Source organism: Thermococcus cleftensis (assembly GCF_000265525.1).
In the GTDB taxonomy this organism is placed as follows: domain Archaea; phylum Methanobacteriota_B; class Thermococci; order Thermococcales; family Thermococcaceae; genus Thermococcus; species Thermococcus cleftensis.
In genome coordinates this window covers 1,491,522-1,508,929 of record NC_018015.1, presented here as the reverse complement: position 1 = coordinate 1,508,929, position 17,408 = coordinate 1,491,522, and the positions used below count along the sequence as shown (strand labels likewise).

General features: G+C 57.4%; 26 protein-coding genes. 9 read left to right on the top strand and 17 right to left on the bottom strand.

Annotated elements, in window-relative coordinates:
• Positions 1-15: 15 nt before the first annotated feature.
• Positions 16-1,410, bottom strand: a complete 1,395-nt coding sequence (gene acs / locus CL1_RS08205) for an acetate--CoA ligase alpha subunit (protein ID WP_014789415.1) — start codon at positions 1,408-1,410, stop codon at positions 16-18.
• Between the two features lie 187 nt (positions 1,411-1,597).
• Between acs and CL1_RS08200 the strand changes: the two genes are divergently transcribed.
• On the top strand, positions 1,598-2,047 hold the full coding sequence (locus CL1_RS08200; RefSeq protein ID WP_014789414.1) for a phosphate-starvation-inducible PsiE family protein: 450 nt from the start codon (positions 1,598-1,600) through the stop codon (positions 2,045-2,047).
• An 11-nt stretch (positions 2,048-2,058) separates the two neighbouring features.
• Positions 2,059-3,084, top strand: coding sequence for a flap endonuclease-1 (gene fen, locus CL1_RS08195; RefSeq protein WP_014789413.1), 1,026 nt, complete (start codon positions 2,059-2,061; stop codon positions 3,082-3,084).
• A 13-nt stretch (positions 3,085-3,097) separates the two neighbouring features.
• On the opposite strand, the gene CL1_RS08190 is transcribed toward fen, so the two are convergent.
• From CL1_RS08190 to CL1_RS08160, 7 genes are all read right to left on the bottom strand, one after another.
• Positions 3,098-3,997, bottom strand: a complete 900-nt coding sequence (locus CL1_RS08190; RefSeq protein WP_014789412.1) for a transcription initiation factor IIB — start codon at positions 3,995-3,997, stop codon at positions 3,098-3,100.
• 38 nt (positions 3,998-4,035) lie between these two features.
• Positions 4,036-4,314 carry a hypothetical protein gene (locus CL1_RS08185; protein ID WP_014789411.1) on the bottom strand — a complete coding sequence of 93 codons (279 nt, stop codon included), beginning with the start codon at positions 4,312-4,314 and terminating at the stop codon, positions 4,036-4,038.
• 15 nt (positions 4,315-4,329) lie between these two features.
• Complete coding sequence (locus CL1_RS08180) at positions 4,330-4,668, bottom strand: DNA-binding protein (protein ID WP_014789410.1); 339 nt, start codon at positions 4,666-4,668, stop codon at positions 4,330-4,332.
• Positions 4,669-4,960: 292 nt separating this feature from the next.
• The gene (locus CL1_RS10680; protein ID WP_014789408.1) at positions 4,961-5,287 is read right to left on the bottom strand and encodes a hypothetical protein; all 327 of its coding nucleotides are present in this window, start codon (positions 5,285-5,287) and stop codon (positions 4,961-4,963) included.
• A gap of 90 nt (positions 5,288-5,377) precedes the next feature.
• A complete protein-coding gene (locus CL1_RS08170) occupies positions 5,378-5,707 on the bottom strand; it encodes a hypothetical protein (protein WP_014789407.1) in 330 nt (109 codons plus the stop codon).
• Positions 5,708-5,833: 126 nt separating this feature from the next.
• Positions 5,834-6,286: a 30S ribosomal protein S19e gene (locus CL1_RS08165; RefSeq protein WP_014789406.1), complete on the bottom strand. Its 453-nt coding sequence runs from the start codon at positions 6,284-6,286 to the stop codon at positions 5,834-5,836.
• 2 nt (positions 6,287-6,288) lie between these two features.
• Positions 6,289-6,705, bottom strand: a complete 417-nt coding sequence (locus CL1_RS08160) for a YhbY family RNA-binding protein (protein ID WP_014789405.1) — start codon at positions 6,703-6,705, stop codon at positions 6,289-6,291.
• 96 nt (positions 6,706-6,801) lie between these two features.
• Between CL1_RS08160 and CL1_RS08155 the strand changes: the two genes are divergently transcribed.
• The gene (locus CL1_RS08155) at positions 6,802-7,419 is read left to right on the top strand and encodes a DUF7411 family protein (protein WP_014789404.1); all 618 of its coding nucleotides are present in this window, start codon (positions 6,802-6,804) and stop codon (positions 7,417-7,419) included.
• Here CL1_RS08155 and rpl18a read toward each other — a convergent pair.
• The 5 genes from rpl18a to CL1_RS08130 form a co-directional block, all read right to left on the bottom strand.
• Positions 7,403-7,636 (bottom strand): 50S ribosomal protein L18Ae, encoded by a 234-nt coding sequence (rpl18a, locus tag CL1_RS08150; protein ID WP_014789403.1) that lies wholly within the window; start codon positions 7,634-7,636, stop codon positions 7,403-7,405. The two genes, CL1_RS08155 and rpl18a, sit on opposite strands and share 17 nt — an antisense overlap.
• Positions 7,637-7,653: 17 nt before the next feature.
• The gene (locus CL1_RS08145) at positions 7,654-8,340 is read right to left on the bottom strand and encodes a translation initiation factor IF-6 (protein ID WP_014789402.1); all 687 of its coding nucleotides are present in this window, start codon (positions 8,338-8,340) and stop codon (positions 7,654-7,656) included.
• A 27-nt stretch (positions 8,341-8,367) separates the two neighbouring features.
• The gene (locus CL1_RS08140; RefSeq protein ID WP_014789401.1) at positions 8,368-8,637 is read right to left on the bottom strand and encodes a 50S ribosomal protein L31e; all 270 of its coding nucleotides are present in this window, start codon (positions 8,635-8,637) and stop codon (positions 8,368-8,370) included.
• 11 nt (positions 8,638-8,648) lie between these two features.
• Positions 8,649-8,804 carry a 50S ribosomal protein L39e gene (locus CL1_RS08135; RefSeq protein WP_014013574.1) on the bottom strand — a complete coding sequence of 52 codons (156 nt, stop codon included), beginning with the start codon at positions 8,802-8,804 and terminating at the stop codon, positions 8,649-8,651.
• Between the two features lie 118 nt (positions 8,805-8,922).
• Complete coding sequence (locus CL1_RS08130; RefSeq protein ID WP_014789400.1) at positions 8,923-10,611, bottom strand: acyl-CoA mutase large subunit family protein; 1,689 nt, start codon at positions 10,609-10,611, stop codon at positions 8,923-8,925.
• 144 nt (positions 10,612-10,755) lie between these two features.
• Here CL1_RS08130 and CL1_RS08125 point away from each other — a divergent pair, with 144 nt between their 5' ends.
• The 5 genes from CL1_RS08125 to CL1_RS08105 all read left to right on the top strand — a co-directional run bounded on the left by CL1_RS08125 (position 10,756) and on the right by CL1_RS08105 (position 15,471).
• On the top strand, positions 10,756-11,613 hold the full coding sequence (locus CL1_RS08125; RefSeq protein WP_014789399.1) for an MBL fold metallo-hydrolase: 858 nt from the start codon (positions 10,756-10,758) through the stop codon (positions 11,611-11,613).
• Positions 11,614-11,699: 86 nt separating this feature from the next.
• Positions 11,700-12,185, top strand: a complete 486-nt coding sequence (locus CL1_RS08120) for an Hsp20/alpha crystallin family protein (protein ID WP_014789398.1) — start codon at positions 11,700-11,702, stop codon at positions 12,183-12,185.
• Positions 12,186-12,322: 137 nt separating this feature from the next.
• Positions 12,323-14,710, top strand: coding sequence for a CDC48 family AAA ATPase (locus CL1_RS08115; protein WP_014789397.1), 2,388 nt, complete (start codon positions 12,323-12,325; stop codon positions 14,708-14,710).
• A 61-nt stretch (positions 14,711-14,771) separates the two neighbouring features.
• On the top strand, positions 14,772-15,257 hold the full coding sequence (locus tag CL1_RS08110; RefSeq protein WP_014789396.1) for a hypothetical protein: 486 nt from the start codon (positions 14,772-14,774) through the stop codon (positions 15,255-15,257).
• The gene (locus CL1_RS08105; protein ID WP_014789395.1) at positions 15,226-15,471 is read left to right on the top strand and encodes a hypothetical protein; all 246 of its coding nucleotides are present in this window, start codon (positions 15,226-15,228) and stop codon (positions 15,469-15,471) included. The genes CL1_RS08110 and CL1_RS08105 overlap by 32 nt, the downstream gene beginning before the upstream one ends.
• On the opposite strand, the gene CL1_RS10765 is transcribed toward CL1_RS08105, so the two are convergent.
• Positions 15,468-15,617: a hypothetical protein gene (locus CL1_RS10765; protein WP_167773043.1), complete on the bottom strand. Its 150-nt coding sequence runs from the start codon at positions 15,615-15,617 to the stop codon at positions 15,468-15,470. The genes CL1_RS08105 and CL1_RS10765 overlap by 4 nt on opposite strands.
• Positions 15,618-15,809: 192 nt before the next feature.
• A complete protein-coding gene (locus CL1_RS10760) occupies positions 15,810-15,959 on the bottom strand; it encodes a hypothetical protein (protein ID WP_014789394.1) in 150 nt (49 codons plus the stop codon).
• Between the two features lie 64 nt (positions 15,960-16,023).
• On the opposite strand from CL1_RS10760, the gene CL1_RS08100 reads away from it, so the two are divergent.
• Positions 16,024-16,422, top strand: coding sequence for a M67 family metallopeptidase (locus tag CL1_RS08100; protein WP_048152442.1), 399 nt, complete (start codon positions 16,024-16,026; stop codon positions 16,420-16,422).
• A gap of 1 nt (position 16,423) precedes the next feature.
• On the opposite strand, the gene mobB is transcribed toward CL1_RS08100, so the two are convergent.
• A complete protein-coding gene (gene mobB / locus CL1_RS08095) occupies positions 16,424-17,158 on the bottom strand; it encodes a molybdopterin-guanine dinucleotide biosynthesis protein B (RefSeq protein WP_014789392.1) in 735 nt (244 codons plus the stop codon).
• Between the two features lie 9 nt (positions 17,159-17,167).
• Positions 17,168-17,383, bottom strand: coding sequence for an LSm family protein (locus CL1_RS08090; RefSeq protein WP_014789391.1), 216 nt, complete (start codon positions 17,381-17,383; stop codon positions 17,168-17,170).
• Between the last annotated feature and the right edge of the window lie 25 nt (positions 17,384-17,408).

Genomic DNA, 17,408 nt, shown 5'->3' with positions numbered 1-17,408 from the left:
GGAAGGAATGGAAAATCACTCCCTCCTCTGCTTGGCCTTCCACCTGCTCCAGCGGTAGAGGGCCGCGAGGGACTTTATCGCCCTCTCCGGCTCCGGGTAGGCAGGAATGCCCTCCTCGTTGAGCATGTCTATTGCTTCCTTGGCCTCTATGCCGCCGACGATGGCAACGACGAGGGGCTTCTTCCTGCCGCTCTCGTTGTACTCGCGGATAACTATCTTCGCAAGGTCGCGCGGGTCAAGCACGGCCGTCTGGCAGTAGAGCACCGCTATGCTGTGCATGTTCGGGTTGGCAAGGGCGTCCCTGACGGCACCCTCGTAGCTCTCCGCGCCGGCCATACCGGTAAGATCAACCGGGTTCTTGTAGCTTCCGAAGGGCGGCATGTGGTTGGCGAAGACCTTGAGGTCCTCGAGGTTGTCGTAGAGGTGAAGTCCCTCTTCCTCGGCGGCGTCGGTGGCCATGACTCCTATTCCACCGCCGTTGGTGAGTATGACGACGTTCTCCCCCTCGGGCTCCGGGAGGTTGCTCAGCGTTCTGGCCCAGTCGAAGGCCTCGCCGATGGTGAGGGCCCTCAGAACGCCGCTCTGCTTGAAGGCCGCCTCGTATATCTTGTCGGCGCCGGCGAGGGAACCGGTATGGGAAGCGGCAGCCTTGGCACCGCGCTCGCTCCTTCCGGCCTTGATGATGATTATCGGCTTCTCCTTGCTGACCTCCCTGGCGACCTCCATGAAGCGCCTCCCGTCCTTGACGCCCTCCATGTAGATGAGTATCGCCTTGGTGTTCTCGTCCTCCTTGAAGAACTCGAGCAGGTCGGCATCGTCGATGTCGCTCTTGTTCCCGACGCTGACCACGGCAGAGAGACCGACCTTCTCAAGGATGGTCCAGCCCATGAGGGCTATTCCCAGTGCACCGCTCTGGCTGATGAGGGCCAGGTTGCCTGGCATGACGTCGGTGGGACCAAAGGTGGCGTTCATCTTGGCGGGAGTGTAGACGACGCCAAAGATGTTGGGGCCGAGGATCCTCATGCCGTACTTGTGCGCGGTCTCGACTATCTGCCTTTCGACCTTCTTGCCCTCCTCGCCAAGCTCGCCGAAGCCCGAGCTGATGATCGGGAGAACCTTGACGCCCTTCTTGCCGGCCTCCTCAACGACCTGCGGGACGAACTTGGCCGGCACGACGATGACGGCCATATCGACCTCGTCCGGAACGTCAAGAATGCTCCTGTAGGACTTGAACTTCTTCCCGTTTATCTCTATCTCGACGCCCTTGATGTTCACGGGGTAGATCTTGCCCTCGTAGCCGTACTCCACGAGGTTCTTCATGACGGCGTAGCCAATCTTGCCTGGCTTCTCAGAAGCGCCGATGACGGCGATGCTCTTCGGCCTGAAAAGTGCCTCAAGGTTCCTGTCCATCTCAATCACCTCACTTCGATGAGAGTCACATTTTCCGGTCAGTAAAAGCGGTTATAACTTTTCTCTTCTCGTTTTGACGATAGCCGAATCGACGGACGTTAAAAGAACCGAAGGTTGAGCACCGAAGATTCAGAACCTCTCCAAAATTCTTATTAGCCCGGCCTTCGAATCAAGGAGAGGTGATAACGTGAAAGCGCTTGAAGGCCGAACTGAGAAGAGGGCCCTGCACGTCCTCAGCATTCTCTTCGACTTCGTGGTCATAGCGCTGGGAACGCTCACTATGGTGTACGTCATTCGAATGATCATCGACCTCGCGATAAGTTCCTTCAGGCACTTCGTTCCAGAGGACGCGCTCCAGGGGATCGTGCTGATTCTGATATTCCTGGAGGTTTTCGAGATAATCGTGATGTACATCGCTTACCACCACGTGCCCATGAAGAGCGTCGTCGAGATAGGCGTCCTAGCGCTGGTGAAGGAACTTCTCGTGAACATTGACCTGGCGGAGCTCGGCTGGCAGATGCTCTTCGGGATTGCCGCGCTTATAGCGGCTATGGGCTGGGTCTACACCAGAGAGCGGCAGAGGGAGGACGCCCACACGGAGTTCATGATAGAACACGGGATCGAGGAGAACACGTGAGGGGTGGTGGTATGGGGGTTCAGATTGGCGAGCTGGTTCCGAGGAAGGAGATAGAGCTAGAAGGACTGTACGGGAGGAAAGTGGCGATAGATGCCTTCAACGCGATGTACCAGTTCCTCTCAACGATAAGGCAGCGCGACGGGACGCCGCTCATGGACTCCAGAGGGAGGATAACCTCCCACCTGAGCGGCTTTTTCTACCGGACCATCAATCTCATGGAGGCTGGTATAAAACCGGCTTACGTTTTCGACGGAAAGCCACCAGAATTCAAGCGAAAGGAGATTGAAAAGCGCCGTGAAGCGAGGGAAAAGGCCGAGGAGAGGTGGCACGAGGCCCTCGAAAGGGGCGACCTTGAGGAGGCCAAGAAGTACGCGATGCGCGCCACCAGGGTGAACGAGGGGCTCATAAACGACGCCAAGAAACTGCTCGAGCTGATGGGGATTCCGGTGATCCAGGCACCGAGCGAGGGAGAGGCCCAGGCAGCTTACATGGCCGCCAAAAAGAAGGTTTACGCCTCGGCCAGCCAGGACTACGATTCGCTCCTCTTCGGCGCGCCGAGGCTGGTTAGAAACCTAACCATAACCGGTAGGAGGAAGCTCCCTGGAAAGAACGCCTACGTCGAAGTTAAGCCCGAGCTCGTGGTTCTGGAGGAAGTTCTCAAGGAGCTCGGGGTAGACAGGGAAAAGCTTATCGAGATGGCCATACTCGTTGGAACCGACTACAACCCCGGCGGAATTAAGGGTATCGGTCCGAAGAAGGCTTTGACCATAGTCAAAAGAACCAAGGACCCGCTCAGGAAGTACCAGAAGGACAGCGACGTTGATTTGTACGCCATAAAGGAGTTCTTCCTCAACCCCCCGGTCACCGATGAATACGAGCTTAAGTGGCGCGAGCCGGACGAGGAGGGTATCATCAGGTTCCTCTGCGACGAGCACGACTTCAGTGAAGAGCGCGTTAAGAACGGCATTGAAAGGCTGAAGAAGGCGGTGAAGGCAGGAAAGCAGGCAACGCTGGAAAGCTGGTTCGGGAAGCGCTGACCTTTTCTTTTCCTCAAACCGGTATCTTCAGGTTGAGCTTGTCCACTAGCTCCTTGTATCTGTTCCTGACGGTGACCTCGGTGACGCGCGCCACCTCGGCCACCTCGCGCTGGGTCCTCTTCTCGTCCTCCAGGAGACCGGCTATGTAGAGCGCCGCGGCAACCAAACCTGCAGGACTCTTTCCGCTGGTGAGGCCCTTCTCGTAGGCCTCCTCGAGTATCGCGATGGCCCTTCTCCTCACCCTCTCACTCAGGCCCAGCTCGTCCGCGAACTTGTTCACGTAGTCGGTCGGCTTGACGAAGAGCTTCTTCGGCGTGAGGTTGAGGTTCCTCGCGATAAAGCGGAAGCTCCTGCCTATCTCCTTCTTGTCAACGCGGGAGATGTCGGCTATCTCGTCGAGCGTCCTGGGAACCTTCAAGAGCCTGCAGGAGGCGTAGACGCAGGCCGCTATAACGCTCTCAATCGAGCGGCCCCTTATCAGGCCTTTCCTGACGGCTTCACGGTAGAGCCTTGCCGCTTCCTCCTCCACATGCCTCGGGAGCTTGAGCTGGCTCGCTATTCTATCCAGCTCGCTGAGGGCAAAGGCGAGGTTACGCTCGGCGGCATCGCTCACCCTGAGCCTGCTCTGCCACTTCCTGAGCCTGTACATCTTCTCACGCATCAGCCCGGAGAGATTCCTGTCGATTCCAATGTCGGTTGAAAGGCCCTTATCGTGAAGAAGAATGCTCTCGGGGGCGCCAACACGGGCCCTCTTTTCCCTCTGGCTCGCGTCAAATGCGCGCCACTCCGGCCCCATATCAACGACGTTCTCCTCTATAACGTACCCGCAGACCTTACAGATTATCTCGCCCCTACCCGGATCGTAGATGAACTCCGTCGAGCCGCAGACCGGGCAAACCCTACGATTGCTCACTCCAACACCCCCAACCGGCCGGCTATTTTATATGGCCCTTATAAACCTTCGCCTTTTTTAACCACATAGCGGAGTAACCAGGCAAGGTCCTCACGCTTGAAGGTTATCCTCTCCAGGACACGGACGTCCCAGTCCTCCTCAACGATGTTGGCATAGATCCACAGAAACACTGGGTCGTCATCACTCCCAACGTGAAGGTTGCGGTAGAGCAGATCGACCGTTCCGTCCTTGTTCTTCTTAACCGAGACGGCCTTCCAAGTGTCCAGACTAACCTCTCCCTTCTCGTCGAGAATCTCCACTATCTGCCTGGCGTCCATGGAGTCACCTTCTGGTTACCACTTAATCTTGTAGTCCCTGCGCGTCCTCTCGTCTATCTGGGCCAGAATCCTTTTGAGCTTGGCGTCGTCGATGGGCTCCCTTATCTGGCCCGCCTGGTATAGCTGAACCAGAACTAGCTCAACCTGTCTCGCGAGCTCTGGCTTGACGAGTTTAACCCTGCCAAGCCTCTCCCTGGCATCGGGCGTGAGAATCCTCCTCATTATGGCATCGAGCTGGGCCTCGAGCTCCATCTCCTGCCTCAGAGCCTCCTCCTGGGCCTTCTGCTGTTCGAGGTACTTCCTCTGGAGCTCCATGAGCTTGCGCTTCCTGATCTCCTCTATGTCCTCGGCCATGGCCCTCACCTCCGGGGTTAAGATTGGGGAGGGGGTTAAAAGGCTTTGCGTTTCAGGGCTTCACCTTCTCCCCAGGACCAGGACGAGAGCCATTACCCCAAGGACCGCCACGATGAGCCACACCGCCGTTGTGAAATCTTCAGAGGGTTCAGGGCCGCTGGGACATAAGGAATAATTGAAACTGACCAATCCGGGCCAAGAAGCTGACGACCCCGTATAAGCGGGTTCTACGAGGGTGTACACCGCGGGAGTTCCGCCGCGATAAAAGAGCAGTGGAACTTCGGAGGGGTTCTCAATGGGAATCGAACTGTTGTCCGGGTGATGACCGGGAACGTAGTAGATGAGCACCCCCACCGGCGACCGGAACCGCCGCGAGATGCTCGAGGTCCTGCCTGGAGTAGTATTCCTCCAGCTCCGCGATGGGTATCTCGTACCGCTCTCCACCGCCCTCAACCACGAGGCTCTGACCGTAGATGCTGACGTTGAACCAGGGTGGAACGTAAGAGACGTGCTCCCCGGCGGGCTCGTTTACCCTGAAGGAAGCGTCTTCGGTAACGCGGTAAACCTCGAACGTCCCGTTGCGGTGGGCAACGTAAACGTCCGGAGGATTGAGTCTCACACTTCCTGAATCCTGTCGGAGCTCGCCCAGCGTGCGAACGCATTTCTCTCCGGGTATGAACCAGAACAGGTGGGTGCCGTTGAAGACGAGCTATGCGTTGGAGGGCAGATCTGGGAAACCCGGAGGTACAAAGGCGACCGGCAAGTCCCCTGCGTATCCCGATCTTCCAACGTAGCTAAGGGAGGTGCCGTTGAAGTGGTAGATGTCAACCCAGGCGGAGACCGGTGCGGGGGAACAGCACGGCTCGGTTCCCGGGCACTGGCACCGATAGTCATAGAGCCACCAGGTGGCCAGCAGGAAAGCGTCCTTGCCGTTGGAGATGACCGTTATGGAGCTCAGACGGAACTCTCCGGCACTATCAAGAGGGAGGATGAGCAGATACAGCACAGCGAGGACCGTGAGGGTTTTCCTCAGCGACATGTCCTCACCTTAGGTAGCGTTCGGGGTATCAATCGAAACCCATAGAAAAATTCGAGGTGGCCCTAAAAACGTTTCCTGGCACAGAAAGCCGGCAGAAGGGGGCAGAGGTTTGAAAAAAGGCCGAGCTCAGTACTTCTTGAGCTCGGGTATCTGCTCCTCGAGCTCCTTCTTGAGCTCGGTGGCTATCTTGTCAAGGAAGCTCTGTCCCTGCGGGGTAACGACCCTTCCCTCGCCCGGAACCTTCTGGACGAAGCCAGCCGCTTCGAGCTGCTGGAGAGCCTTCCTAATGATGCTCCCACCGGCCTTGTAGAAGTGCTCCGGGGCGTGGCCGCGGTTCTTCCTGCCGCCGTACCAGGTCCTGAGCCTCTCGATGCCGACCGGCCCATCGATGTAGACCTTCCTGAGTATGCTGGCAACGCGGTAGTACCACCAGTCCTCCTGCTCGGGAAGCCTCTCCTTGTGCCTCCCGGTCTTGACGAACGGGGCCCACTCGGGCGGCTTTATCGCCTCTATCTCCTTGAGCTTCTGAGCAACCCTCTCAACGAGCAAATCACCGGGAACGTCGTAAACGGTCGCCACTTTCAATCCCTCCCCTTCTTGAATTTCCTCCTGAACTGAGCGATGTCGAGCTTGACTTTCTTAACGGGCTTCTCCTCCCGCTTTTCCTTCGAAAGCTCCTTTCTCTGGAGCTTCCTTAAATACTTTTCCCAACCTTCCCTCGGTTTGAACAATATAAACCTTTTGCCGCGCACGTCGATTAGCTCGCTGTCGGTCAGCTCGGCAACCCTCCTTGCCAGCTCCTGTCTGTCCAGGCCAGTGCTTATGAGCGCGCCCTTCCGAATCTCAACCTTGAGCACACCGTCCTTCTCGAGTTGGGTGTTTATCTCCTCTATCACGCCCTCGTCAAGTCCCCTCTTACCTATCCAGGCTCGCGGGGGAATGTCGTAGTATCTCGCCCTCATGGCGCGTCTCACTTTACCAGGCAAGCGTTTCTCCATCTCTCTCACCCCTAAGCCTCTCGCGGGTGAGGGCCTTATAAAGGTTGGCCTTTTAAAGGTGTTGGCAACAATAACCTACGGAGAAGGGGTGAGGCTATGCTCGTTCACCATCTCTACTCGGGCGGAAAGGACTCAAGTTTAGCCGCGTGGATTCTAACCAGGCTCGGCTACGAGGTTAAACTCGTAACGGTGAGCTTCGGCCTCCTCGACAACTGGCGTTTCGCCGGGGAAACCGCCGAGAAGCTCGGCTTCGAGCACGATGTCCTCTACCTGCCCAGGGAAATTCTGGAAAAGGCGGCCGAGATTGCCATTAGAGACAGCCACCCGAACAATGCCATACAGTTCCTTCACGAGAGGGCATTAGAAGCGCTCGCTTCTCTCCCGGAGGTAGAAAGGGTCAGCGACGGAACGCGAAGGGACGACAGGGTTCCACTCCTCGACCTGCCGAAGACGAGATCTCTTGAAGACCGCTTCAACGTCGCCTACGTAAGGCCCCTCCTCGGCCTGGGTTACAAAACTATCCGCGAGCTGACGGAGAGGCTTTTCATCGTTGAAATTCGAGAGAGCGAGGAGCTGGAAAAAGCAGACTACGAGGTAGAGCTGAGGCACATATTGAGGGAGAATGGAATCGACCCGCTGACGATTTTTCCGAAGAAGCACTACCAGTCGAGGGTTATGGGGTGGAAGGAAAAGGAAATTAGAGCTCGAGGCTGAGCTTCCTGACTATCGGATTCTCGGCCTCTTCGGGCTTTATCTCCTCGACGCTCTCAACCCATATCTTGGTTCTCGGGACGCGGTGCTTGCTGCCTATCTCGGAGTAGAGTATCTCGAGCACGTCCTCGGCCTTGAGGCCGCGGTACTCCCTGGTGAACCTCTCCTTCTTCCCGTTCCTCTCGAAAACGCCCTTAACGCGAAAGACCTTAACCTCCATAGCTCACACCTCCATCATCAGTCAAGGAAGCCCAGGGCTTCCTCAATCTTCACTATCTCCGGACCGGTGGTCAGGTGCCCAACGACGACACCGTGAGAGTTGGCGAGCATGCAGGAGCCAACGAAGGGAACGCCCATGTTGGCGGTTCCGACGTAGATGTCAACCTTGAACAGGTCGCGGAGCCATTCCAGCTCCTCGTCGGTTGCCTCGGGGTGAACCAGCCCGCCCCTGTTGGTCACCACTCCAACGCTCCCGACGGCGTGGTAGTCCCCTATCATACCCCTCTCGACCTCGACGCCGAGTATGTCCTCGAGCTTCCTAGCCTCTTCTCGCGTGAACTTCGCGCTCACCAGCGCGGCCCTGTCGTTGGCGAGGATCAAGTTGCCGAAGGCCGTCAGCGTGCTCTGGAACGGGACTATCTCGGTGTCTATTCCGTACTCCTTAAGCTGACCGTTGATGTGCTCCAGCTCGGCGTCCCAGACGTACCAGGGGACGACTATGGCACTGGAGTTTCCGGCCGCGAATATGCCGACTATGCGGGACTTCATTATGCTCGTTTCAATGAGCGGAACCTTGAGAACCTCCCTGAGAACCCCGAGCTTCTTCTCGCCGAGGCCCTCCCTGATCAGGGCTAACTTATCGGTGGCGGTACCGTAAACGCCAAGGTACGGAGAGTTCTCAAAATCGAGTCTTTCTATGTGCATCTCGTCACCTCGTTAAATTAAAAGGGATCAGGCGAGGGAGACCTTGGCTATCCTCTTGCCCTCTTCCTCTTCCACAATGACCTTGACGCGGAGCTTGTTGGGCGGCTTTTCCGCTCCGCGTTCCCAGAGCTTCTCGTTGACGTCGGTGCCGATGATGACTTCGTCGGCCTTGGCGTGCCTGGCTATCCACTCGCGGACGAACTTAGCTGCTCTCGGGGCCCTCTTCCAGCGCGGAACGCGCTTCTTTATCTTCTTGATGGGAACGACGAATATGACCTCCTCTCCGGGCTTGATCATCTTAACTCACCTCACTCCTTGAGCTTGGTCCTTCTCCACATTCTCCTCTTGGGGTGGGTCATGACCTTCCTGTTGGTCTTGACTATGACCCAGACCGGAATGCGCCTGTTCTGCTTGGCGGCCTTTGCAAGCCTGAGTTTCTTCGCAAGCGGCTTGTTTCTCGCCATAACTACACCTCCGGGGATTATCATGATGCCTGTTGATGCTTTGGCTATCCTTTTTTAAGCTTTTTCGTGGGGTTTCAGGGTTTCTGGGAGAATGGGGATAGAAATGGAAAGGGCGGGATCAGAATATCAGCGGCGCCCTGTACTCGCCCCAGACCTCGCGCAGGACGTCGGTGACCTCTCCAAGGGTCGCGAGGTGCCTGTGGGCCTCGATGATGTAGGGCATGAGGTTCTCGTCCTCGCTCTCGGCTGCCTTTCTGAGCCTGTCGAGGGCCTCCTCGACCTTCTTGCTGTCGCGCTCGCTCCTCAGCTTCTTGAGCCTCTCGATCTGCTTCTCCCTGATGCTCGGGTCAACCTTGAGTATCTCGACGTCGAGCGGCTCGTCGACGATGAACTCGTTCACACCGACGATGATGCGCTTCTTCTCCTCGACCTCCTTCTGGTACTTGTAAGCGCTCTCCGCTATCTCCTTCTGAATGTAGCCGCGCTCGATGGCCCTCATCATGCCGCCCATCTTCTGGATCTTCTCGATATACTTCAAAGCTTCTTCGTAGATGTGGTCGGTGAGCCACTCGATGTAGTAGGAACCGCCGAGCGGGTCTATCGTATCAACGACGCCGCTCTCGTAGGCGATTATCTGCTGGGTCCTGAGGGCTATCCTGACGCTCTTCTCGGTGGGCAGGCTCAGGGCCTCGTCGTAGGAGTTGGTGTGAAGGCTCTGCGTCCCGCCGAGGACAGCGGCTAAGGCCTGAATGGCAACTCTCACTATGTTGTTCTCAGGCTGCTGGGCGGTGAGAGTTGAGCCGGCCGTCTGGGTATGGAAGCGCAGGAGCATCGAGCGCGGGTTCTTGGCGTTGAACCACTCCTTCATGATGTAAGCCCAGAGCCTTCTGGCAGCCCTGAACTTGGCGATCTCTTCCAAGAAGTTGTTGTGGGCGTTGAAGAAGAAGCTCAGCCTTCCGGCAAACTTGTCGACGTCCATGCCCCTGTCTATGACGGCTTTGACGTACTCGATACCGTCGGCGAGGGTGAAAGCGACCTCCTGGACGGCGTTCGCGCCTGCCTCGCGAATGTGGTAGCCGCTTATCGAAATCGGGTTCCACTTGGGGACGTTCTCGGCGCAGTACATTATGATATCGGTCGTGAGGCGCATGCTCGGCTGCGGCGGGAAGATGTAGGTCCCTCTAGCTATGTACTCCTTCAGGATGTCGTTCTGAACAGTTCCGCGGAGCTGGTGGGGCTGGACCCCCTGCTCTTCAGCCACGAGGATATACATGGCGAGCAGGTTGGCGGCCGTCGAGTTGATGGTCATGCTCGTTGAAACCTTGTCGAGCGGGATTCCGTCGAAGAGTATGCGCATGTCCCAGAGGGAGTCAATGGCGACGCCGACCTTTCCGACCTCGCCCTCGCTCATCGGGTGGTCGGAGTCGTAGCCTATCTGGGTGGGCAGGTCGAAGGCAACGCTAAGCCCGGTCTGACCCTGCTCAAGCAGGTACTTGTAGCGCCTGTTGCTCTCCTCAGCGGTTCCGAAGCCGGCGTACTGCCTCATCGTCCAGAACCTTCCGCGGTACATGGTTGCATAAACTCCACGGGTGAACGGGTACTCACCGGGGAAGCCGAGCTTTTCAAGGTAGTCCCAGTCTTCCCCGAGGTCGGCGGGAGTGTAAACGCGCTTTATCTCAAAACCGTCGTCTGTCATGAACTTCTCCTTTCTTTCGGGCCTCTTCTCGATGAACTTTTTAACGGTCGTTTCCTCCCAGCGCTTCTCCTCCTCCCTAATCTTCGCGAGCTTCTCCTTATCGAAGGTCATGCCTACCACCTGCCCCTATTTGGGCGCCGGCCTATAAAAAGCTTTTACATAACTCAAGGCCGGCCTTGATTTTGGATAAATTGTCCATCAGTCCAACGAGGCCGGGCGAAGATAAATAAGGCCGACTAACCCTTATTCAATGTGATGATAATAGGTAACGTAGGCCTCGACAGCTCCGCGCGCTTCGCCTTTCAGAGCCACGCCCACACAGACCACTTCGTCAGCGGGGAGGCCATTTTCGCTACCAAGGCGACCAAATTCCTCAGTCACCTCCGGAAGGGCGGCTTTTACAGGGAAATCGAGTTCGGGAAAACCTTTTACCTCGATGAATTCAGGGCGAAGCTCTATCCAGCGGGTCATATGCTCGGCTCGGCAGGAATAAAGCTCTGGCTGGAAAACGGGACGCTCTTCTACACAGGTGACACCAAGTGGTTCAAGCTCAGGACGGCAGAAAGGAGCAGGTTTCCGAGGGCGGACTTCCTGGTCATGGAGGCCACCTTCGGCGTTCCGAGCTTCACCTTTCCAGCTCCGAGGGAGGCGGAGAAGAAGCTGATAGCCTTCGTGGAGGAGGCCCTCGACAGGGGAAAAAGGCCGGTTCTCTATGTGAACCAGACCGGAAAGGCTCAGGAGGTCATGAAGATACTGGAGGCACACGGTTACACCGTCAAGACCTCACGGGAGATTCTCAAGGTGGCGCGCGTTTACTCGAAGTTCGGGGTAACCTTTGGAAACATCGATCCCGATGGCGAGGTCGTTCTCCGTTCCTACCGCTCTCCGCGCGTGAAGAACTCCCTATCTCCCTGGGAACTGACGGTTTCAGGCTTTGGAAGATTGAAGCTCAGCAACCACGCCGACTTCTGGGAGCTGATGAGGATTGTGGAGAAGGTAAACCCGGAAAGGGTCTTCACGGTCTACGGCTTCGCCCGGGAATTCGCGAGGATACTGAGGGGACTCGGTTATACTGCCGAGTCCATAGAGCCCAACACGGGGCTGAGGATTTAGTAACGACCGGGGACTAAAATCGAAAAGTTTATAAAGGGTCAGCTTTTAGTTACTACTGGTAACCAAAAGGGTTGGGGGGTGAGAGCATGGTCTGGAGGAGGGACCGCTACTGGGACCCCTTCGACCTGATGAGGGAGATTCAGGAGGAGATCGACGCCATATTCAGGGACGTCATGCGCGGGCCGAGGCTCTGGGGCTACCGCGAGCCCGGCGAGAGCATAGCCGTCAGCGAGACCTGGCGCGAGCCCTTCGTGGACATCTTCGACCGCGGTGACAGGTTCGTCATAACCGTCGAGCTTCCAGGGGTCAGGAAGGAGGACATCAAGCTCCGCGTCACCGAGGACACGGTTTACCTTGAGGCCCAGGTGAAGCGCGAGAAGGAGCTCGAGGAGGAGGGCGCGATAAGGATCGAACGCTACTACAGCGGTTACAGAAGGGTCATCAGGCTCCCGGAGGAAGTCATTCCAGAGAAGACCAAGGCCCGCTACAACAACGGGGTCCTCGAGATAGAGCTGCCCAAGAAGGCTCCGAAGAAGACCGAGGGAGAGGGCTTCGAGGTGAAGATCGAGTAACGACCCTTTCGTTTTTGAGGGGGACTACCTTCCGTCCTCCCTGTCATCAAACCCGCGCTGCTGCCCGCACAAGCGGGTAAAATAAGAACGTTGAATCTCACGATCATCGGTCACGAAAAGTTTGGAGGTGGTGAAAAATGGCCGAAAAGAGAGAGGTCAAGCTCAAGGTCGCCTCTGCTTACCAGAGGGACGTTGGGAGGGGAATAGTTAGGATAGACCGCAAGGCGATGCGCGAGATAGGCGTCCAGAGCGGTGACATAATCGAGATCATCGGAACCAAGAACACGGCCGCGGTGGTGTGGCCGGCCTACCCCGAGGACGAAGGACTCGGCATAATCAGAATGGACGGAACCATAAGGAAGAACGCCGGCGTTGGCCTCGGTGACGAGGTGACCGTCAGGAGGGCCGACGTCAAGGAGGCGAAGAAGGTCATAGTCGCCCCGACCGAGCCGATCCGCTTCGGGCACGACTTCGTCGAGTGGTTCCACAGCAGGCTCGTCGGGAGGCCCGTGGTCAGGGGAGACTACATCAAGATCGGAATCCTCGGCCAGGAGCTGACCTTCGTGGTCACCGCAACGACTCCGGCAGGGATAGTCCAGATAACCGAGTTCACCGAGTTCCAGGTGAGCGAGAAGCCCGTCAAGGAGGTGTCAAAGACCGCAGCCCTCGGCGTCACCTACGAGGACATCGGTGGACTGAGCGACGTCATTCAGAAGGTCAGGGAGATGATAGAGCTTCCGCTCAAGCACCCGGAGATATTCGAGAAGCTCGGCATTGAGCCACCGAAGGGAGTTCTCCTCTACGGCCCGCCGGGAACCGGTAAGACCCTCCTCGCCAAGGCCGTTGCAAACGAGGCCAACGCCCACTTCATAGCCATCAACGGGCCGGAGATAATGAGCAAGTACTACGGTGAGAGCGAGGAGCGCCTGAGGGAGGTCTTCAAGGAGGCCGAGGAGAACGCCCCGGCGATAATCTTCATCGATGAGATAGACGCGATTGCTCCGAAGAGGGAAGAAACCCACGGTGAGGTCGAGAAGAGGGTTGTGAGCCAGCTGCTCACGCTCATGGACGGCCTGAAGAGCAGGGGCAAGGTCATAGTCATAGGCGCCACCAACAGGCCCGACGCCATCGACCCGGCCCTCAGGAGGCCAGGAAGGTTCGACCGCGAGCTCGAAGTCGGCGTTCCGGACAAGCAGGGCAGGAAGGAGATACTCCAGATACACACGAGGGGAATGCCCATCGAGCCGGAGTTCAGGAAGGGCAGGGTCATCGAGATACTCGAGGAGCTTGAGAGGAACGACGCCTACCGCGAGAGCGCCGAGAGGGCACTCATGAAGGTCAAGGACGCCAAGGAGGAGGAGATTCCCGAGATACTCAGGGGCATAGATGAGAAGCTCTACGACGAGGTCAAGGCCAGGCTCATCGATGCTCTCCTTGAGGAACTGGCAGAGGTCACGCACGGCTTCGTCGGTGCCGACCTCGCGGCGCTGGCAAGGGAGGCAGCCATGGCGGCGCTCAGGAGGCTCATCAAGGAGGGCAAGATTGACTTCGAGGCCGAGCACATACCCAAGGAGGTCCTTGAGGATCTCAAGGTCACGAGGAAGGACTTCTACGAGGCCCTCAAGATGGTCGAGCCGTCGGCGCTGAGAGAGGTGCTCCTCGAGGTTCCGAACGTCCGCTGGGAGGACATAGGCGGCCTGGAGGACGTCAAGGAGGAGCTTCGTGAAGCCGTCGAGTGGCCGCTCAAGTATCCGGAGGCCTTCCTTGGGCTCGGCATAACCCCGCCGAAGGGAATACTCCTCTACGGCCCGCCGGGAACCGGTAAGACCCTCCTCGCGAAGGCAGTTGCCAACGAGAGCGAGGCCAACTTCATCGCCATCAAAGGCCCAGAGGTGCTGAGCAAGTGGGTCGGCGAGAGCGAGAAGAACATCAGGGAGATATTCAGGAAGGCCCGGCAGGCGGCTCCGACGGTGATATTCATCGACGAGATCGACGCGATAGCCCCGAGGAGGGGAACCGACGTCAACCGCGTCACCGACAGGCTCATCAACCAGCTCCTCACCGAGATGGACGGAATCCAGGAGAACAGCGGAGTGGTTGTTATAGGCGCCACCAACAGGCCGGACATCATCGACCCGGCCCTGCTCAGACCTGGAAGGTTCGACAGGCTCATACTCGTGCCGGCGCCGGACGAGAAGGCCAGGCTGGAGATATTCAAGGTCCACACCAGGAACGTGCCGCTCGCCGAGGACGTCAAGCTCGAGGAGCTGGCGAAGAGGACCGAGGGCTACACGGGAGCCGACATCGAGGCGGTTGTGAGAGAGGCCGCGATGCTCGCCATGCGCAGAGCGCTCCAGAAGGGCATCATAAGGCCCGGCATGAGGGCGGACGAGATAAGGGCCAAGGTCAAGGTCACGATGAAGGACTTCGAGGAGGCCATGAAGAAGATAGGCCCCAGCGTGAGCGAGGAGACCATGGAGTACTACAGAAGGGTCCAGGAGCAGTTCAAGCAGGCCCGCGGGTGAGCGGAGAACGGGGGGTGGGCAACCTTATATCCCCCTTCTTCCAAACCCTTAAGGTGGTTCCATGAGAAAGCCCCTTCTGATCCTTCTCACGGTCGTCCTGATGATGTACCTCTACCCGCTGTCCATCGTACCTCTCCTCCTGCTGAGGAGGGAGTGGCCAGGGTTCAGGGAAGAACTGGGCAGGGCCGCGGTGGCCATCGGCCTGTCAATACCCCTATACGTCGCAAAGGTGGCCCTTGGAATATCCGGCTGGAGCGAGACCCTCGGGATAACGCCGCTGGAGGTCTCGCCGGTGGCCTGGTGGGGGGTCTACCTGACCTTCACGGCCCTCCAGACGCTGGCGGTCTACCACATCTACCTCGTATCGAGAGGCCTCGGGAGAACGGCCCGGATCGGGGGCGTTCTGATGCTCGCGGCCGTCCCGCTCCACCTCCTCAGCCTGACGGTCTACTTCGCCCTCACCTGGCTCGGCCTGCTGCTCCTGCTGATCGGAATGGAACGGGGAGGTGATGGGAATGATATACGGCGTGCTGCTCAGCATTCCTAAGAAGCTAGTGCCGAAGTACGAGGACGAGGTTAGAAAGGTCATCGGACACGGCATAGCGAGGGGCGACGTTATAAGCTTCACCGAGGCCCGCTACAAGGGTGACGTCGCCTTCGTCATGCTCGCCCGCTCAAGCAGGGCGGCCGAGAGGATAGCCAACGAGCTGAGGGAGCTCCCCATAAACGTCAAGGTCATAGAGATCGAGGGGGAGAGCTAAGCGATCCACTCGAGCTCGTAGCCCCTCGCGCGGAGCTTCTCCATTTCCTCCCTCGCTATCCTCTCGGCCTTCTTTATGTCGTTGGTGACGACTATCTTCTCCTTGGGAAGGGTGTTGTTCATGTAGTAGACGATCCTCACGAGCATACCATCACCCCAATATATCACTGCGAGTGATAGAAGAGTTCGAGAGATTTAAAAACATTGTTGCACTGATTTCAACAGCAAAGTACACAACAGTACGAACCAAAATATGCATTAATGTACAACATTATCCCAATGATCACAAGTGTCGCTTCACCGCGGAGGGCACTGGTAAGAATAACTGAGGAAGGAGAATCACTCAAGCTTCTCCAGCTCGAAGACCCTCGCGTCCTTCCGCCTCATTTCCTGAACGGCAAGTCTTCTTGCCTCGTCCGCGGTTTCCGCCTCAAAGACTATGGTGGTCCCGTGGTGGTCACCACCGTGAAGTGTGAGGGCCCACTTCATCCTATCACCGACAGCCCATTGTCACTTGTTCAAAACTTATAAATCTAACGGGCCAAATTTAGGTATGCGGCTGATGATTCGACAAGGGGATTTAAGTTTGATTATCAAAACGGCAGAAAAGAGCGAGGTTGAGATATGCGGCTTCCTCTTCGGGAAGCGGGAAGGAGAGAACGCGAGTGTCGAGATTGTCAGCTTTATCACCAATCGGCTGGACTCACCCAATGCCTTCGAGATGGAGCCACTGGAGATGGTGAGGGCCATCGATGATGCCGAGGCGAGAGGTCTGCAGGTTGTTGGCATCTTTCACTCCCACTTGAAGTGTCCACCGAGACCTAGCGGCCACGATCTGAAGGGAATGAACCTCTGGCCGGTGGTCTGGCTGATAGTGGACGACAGGGGAAACTACGGGGCTTATGTGCTGGAGGGAGACAAAATCCGGGAGGTGGAAGTTAAACTTGTCTAACTCAATCCTCCCTTATCACTATCTCTATCTTCCTGCCCTCGCGGTAGCCCTTCATAGCAGAGAGCATGCCCTTAATCGTCTTCTCGACGAGCTCCTGAACCCAGTCCTTCATCGGGAGAACCTGACCGTCTATCTTCACCGTGACCTTCGGCTTCGAGCTGAGCACAACGCAGTCCTTCAGGGTTTTCTCACCCCTAACAATCATCTTCGCCATCTCCGCACAGCGGAAGCCGCAGAGGCCGCAGTCTATGTTAGGAAGCATGAAGGCCCTCTTCTCCACCAGATCGGCGAGCTTTTCTGGCTCTTTAGTCGCGTCTATAACGGGCAACCCGTCTATCTCCTCAACGCCGATGGAGGCTACGACCCCGCTCACCGCTATCGCCAGGCCGCCGTTGAGCTCCCTCACCTCCTCCTCGTTCCTCGCGCATATCACCTTGGGCACGTGCTGGACCGACTTGAAGCCCTCGAGCAGAAGAAAATCGGCTGAAACCATCGAGAAGAGTGCGTTGATGTCCTTGGCCTTGAAGAGAACCGCATCGGTATCGTGAGCTCTAACCAGAACGGCATCGGCGACCCTTGAGAAGCGCCAGGTGTCGCTCCCTTCCCTGTCAAAGTCGGCGTGCATGCTCTTCGCTATGGCAACGCGGTAACCGCGCTCCTTCAGAACCCTCGCAACCGCCTCAACCGTTGTGGTTTTCCCGCTCTTCTTGAAGCCGACGAAAGCAACGGCCCTCATCTCAACACCTCACAGCAACATTATCCAGTTCAGGTCGTCTATCTTGATTATCAGCTCCTTCGCCCTGTTCCCGGCTATGTCCACGACGTCGCTCAGGAGTATGACCTCCTCGTCGAAGTCCTTGAGTATTCCAGTGAAGGAGTGATCGTTGCTCACGGCCAAGGCCACCCTTTTCCCCTTCCAAGCCTCGAGGGTCCTGTCAAGGAGGTACTGCTTCTCGCCCATGCGCTCACCTCCAGAGACCAAAAGC

What these genes read in the sequence shown, in the direction of transcription:
- acs (WP_014789415.1), bottom strand. Translation starts at nt 1,410, where the DNA reads ATGGACAGGAACCTTGAGGCACTTTTCAGGCCGAAGAGCATCGCCGTC.
- fen (WP_014789413.1), top strand. Translation starts at nt 2,059, where the DNA reads ATGGGGGTTCAGATTGGCGAGCTGGTTCCGAGGAAGGAGATAGAGCTA.
- CL1_RS08185 (WP_014789411.1), bottom strand. Translation starts at nt 4,314, where the DNA reads ATGGACGCCAGGCAGATAGTGGAGATTCTCGACGAGAAGGGAGAGGTT.
- CL1_RS08180 (WP_014789410.1), bottom strand. Translation starts at nt 4,668, where the DNA reads ATGGCCGAGGACATAGAGGAGATCAGGAAGCGCAAGCTCATGGAGCTC.
- CL1_RS08170 (WP_014789407.1), bottom strand. Translation starts at nt 5,707, where the DNA reads ATGTCGCTGAGGAAAACCCTCACGGTCCTCGCTGTGCTGTATCTGCTC.
- CL1_RS08160 (WP_014789405.1), bottom strand. Translation starts at nt 6,705, where the DNA reads ATGGAGAAACGCTTGCCTGGTAAAGTGAGACGCGCCATGAGGGCGAGA.
- CL1_RS08155 (WP_014789404.1), top strand. Translation starts at nt 6,802, where the DNA reads ATGCTCGTTCACCATCTCTACTCGGGCGGAAAGGACTCAAGTTTAGCC.
- rpl18a (WP_014789403.1), bottom strand. Translation starts at nt 7,636, where the DNA reads ATGGAGGTTAAGGTCTTTCGCGTTAAGGGCGTTTTCGAGAGGAACGGG.
- CL1_RS08145 (WP_014789402.1), bottom strand. Translation starts at nt 8,340, where the DNA reads ATGCACATAGAAAGACTCGATTTTGAGAACTCTCCGTACCTTGGCGTT.
- CL1_RS08140 (WP_014789401.1), bottom strand. Translation starts at nt 8,637, where the DNA reads ATGATCAAGCCCGGAGAGGAGGTCATATTCGTCGTTCCCATCAAGAAG.
- CL1_RS08135 (WP_014013574.1), bottom strand. Translation starts at nt 8,804, where the DNA reads ATGGCGAGAAACAAGCCGCTTGCGAAGAAACTCAGGCTTGCAAAGGCC.
- CL1_RS08130 (WP_014789400.1), bottom strand. Translation starts at nt 10,611, where the DNA reads ATGACCTTCGATAAGGAGAAGCTCGCGAAGATTAGGGAGGAGGAGAAG.
- CL1_RS08125 (WP_014789399.1), top strand. Translation starts at nt 10,756, where the DNA reads ATGATAATAGGTAACGTAGGCCTCGACAGCTCCGCGCGCTTCGCCTTT.
- CL1_RS08120 (WP_014789398.1), top strand. Translation starts at nt 11,700, where the DNA reads ATGGTCTGGAGGAGGGACCGCTACTGGGACCCCTTCGACCTGATGAGG.
- CL1_RS08115 (WP_014789397.1), top strand. Translation starts at nt 12,323, where the DNA reads ATGGCCGAAAAGAGAGAGGTCAAGCTCAAGGTCGCCTCTGCTTACCAG.
- CL1_RS08110 (WP_014789396.1), top strand. Translation starts at nt 14,772, where the DNA reads ATGAGAAAGCCCCTTCTGATCCTTCTCACGGTCGTCCTGATGATGTAC.
- CL1_RS08105 (WP_014789395.1), top strand. Translation starts at nt 15,226, where the DNA reads ATGATATACGGCGTGCTGCTCAGCATTCCTAAGAAGCTAGTGCCGAAG.
- CL1_RS10765 (WP_167773043.1), bottom strand. Translation starts at nt 15,617, where the DNA reads ATGCTCGTGAGGATCGTCTACTACATGAACAACACCCTTCCCAAGGAG.
- CL1_RS10760 (WP_014789394.1), bottom strand. Translation starts at nt 15,959, where the DNA reads ATGAAGTGGGCCCTCACACTTCACGGTGGTGACCACCACGGGACCACC.
- CL1_RS08100 (WP_048152442.1), top strand. Translation starts at nt 16,024, where the DNA reads ATGCGGCTGATGATTCGACAAGGGGATTTAAGTTTGATTATCAAAACG.
- mobB (WP_014789392.1), bottom strand. Translation starts at nt 17,158, where the DNA reads ATGAGGGCCGTTGCTTTCGTCGGCTTCAAGAAGAGCGGGAAAACCACA.
- CL1_RS08090 (WP_014789391.1), bottom strand. Translation starts at nt 17,383, where the DNA reads ATGGGCGAGAAGCAGTACCTCCTTGACAGGACCCTCGAGGCTTGGAAG.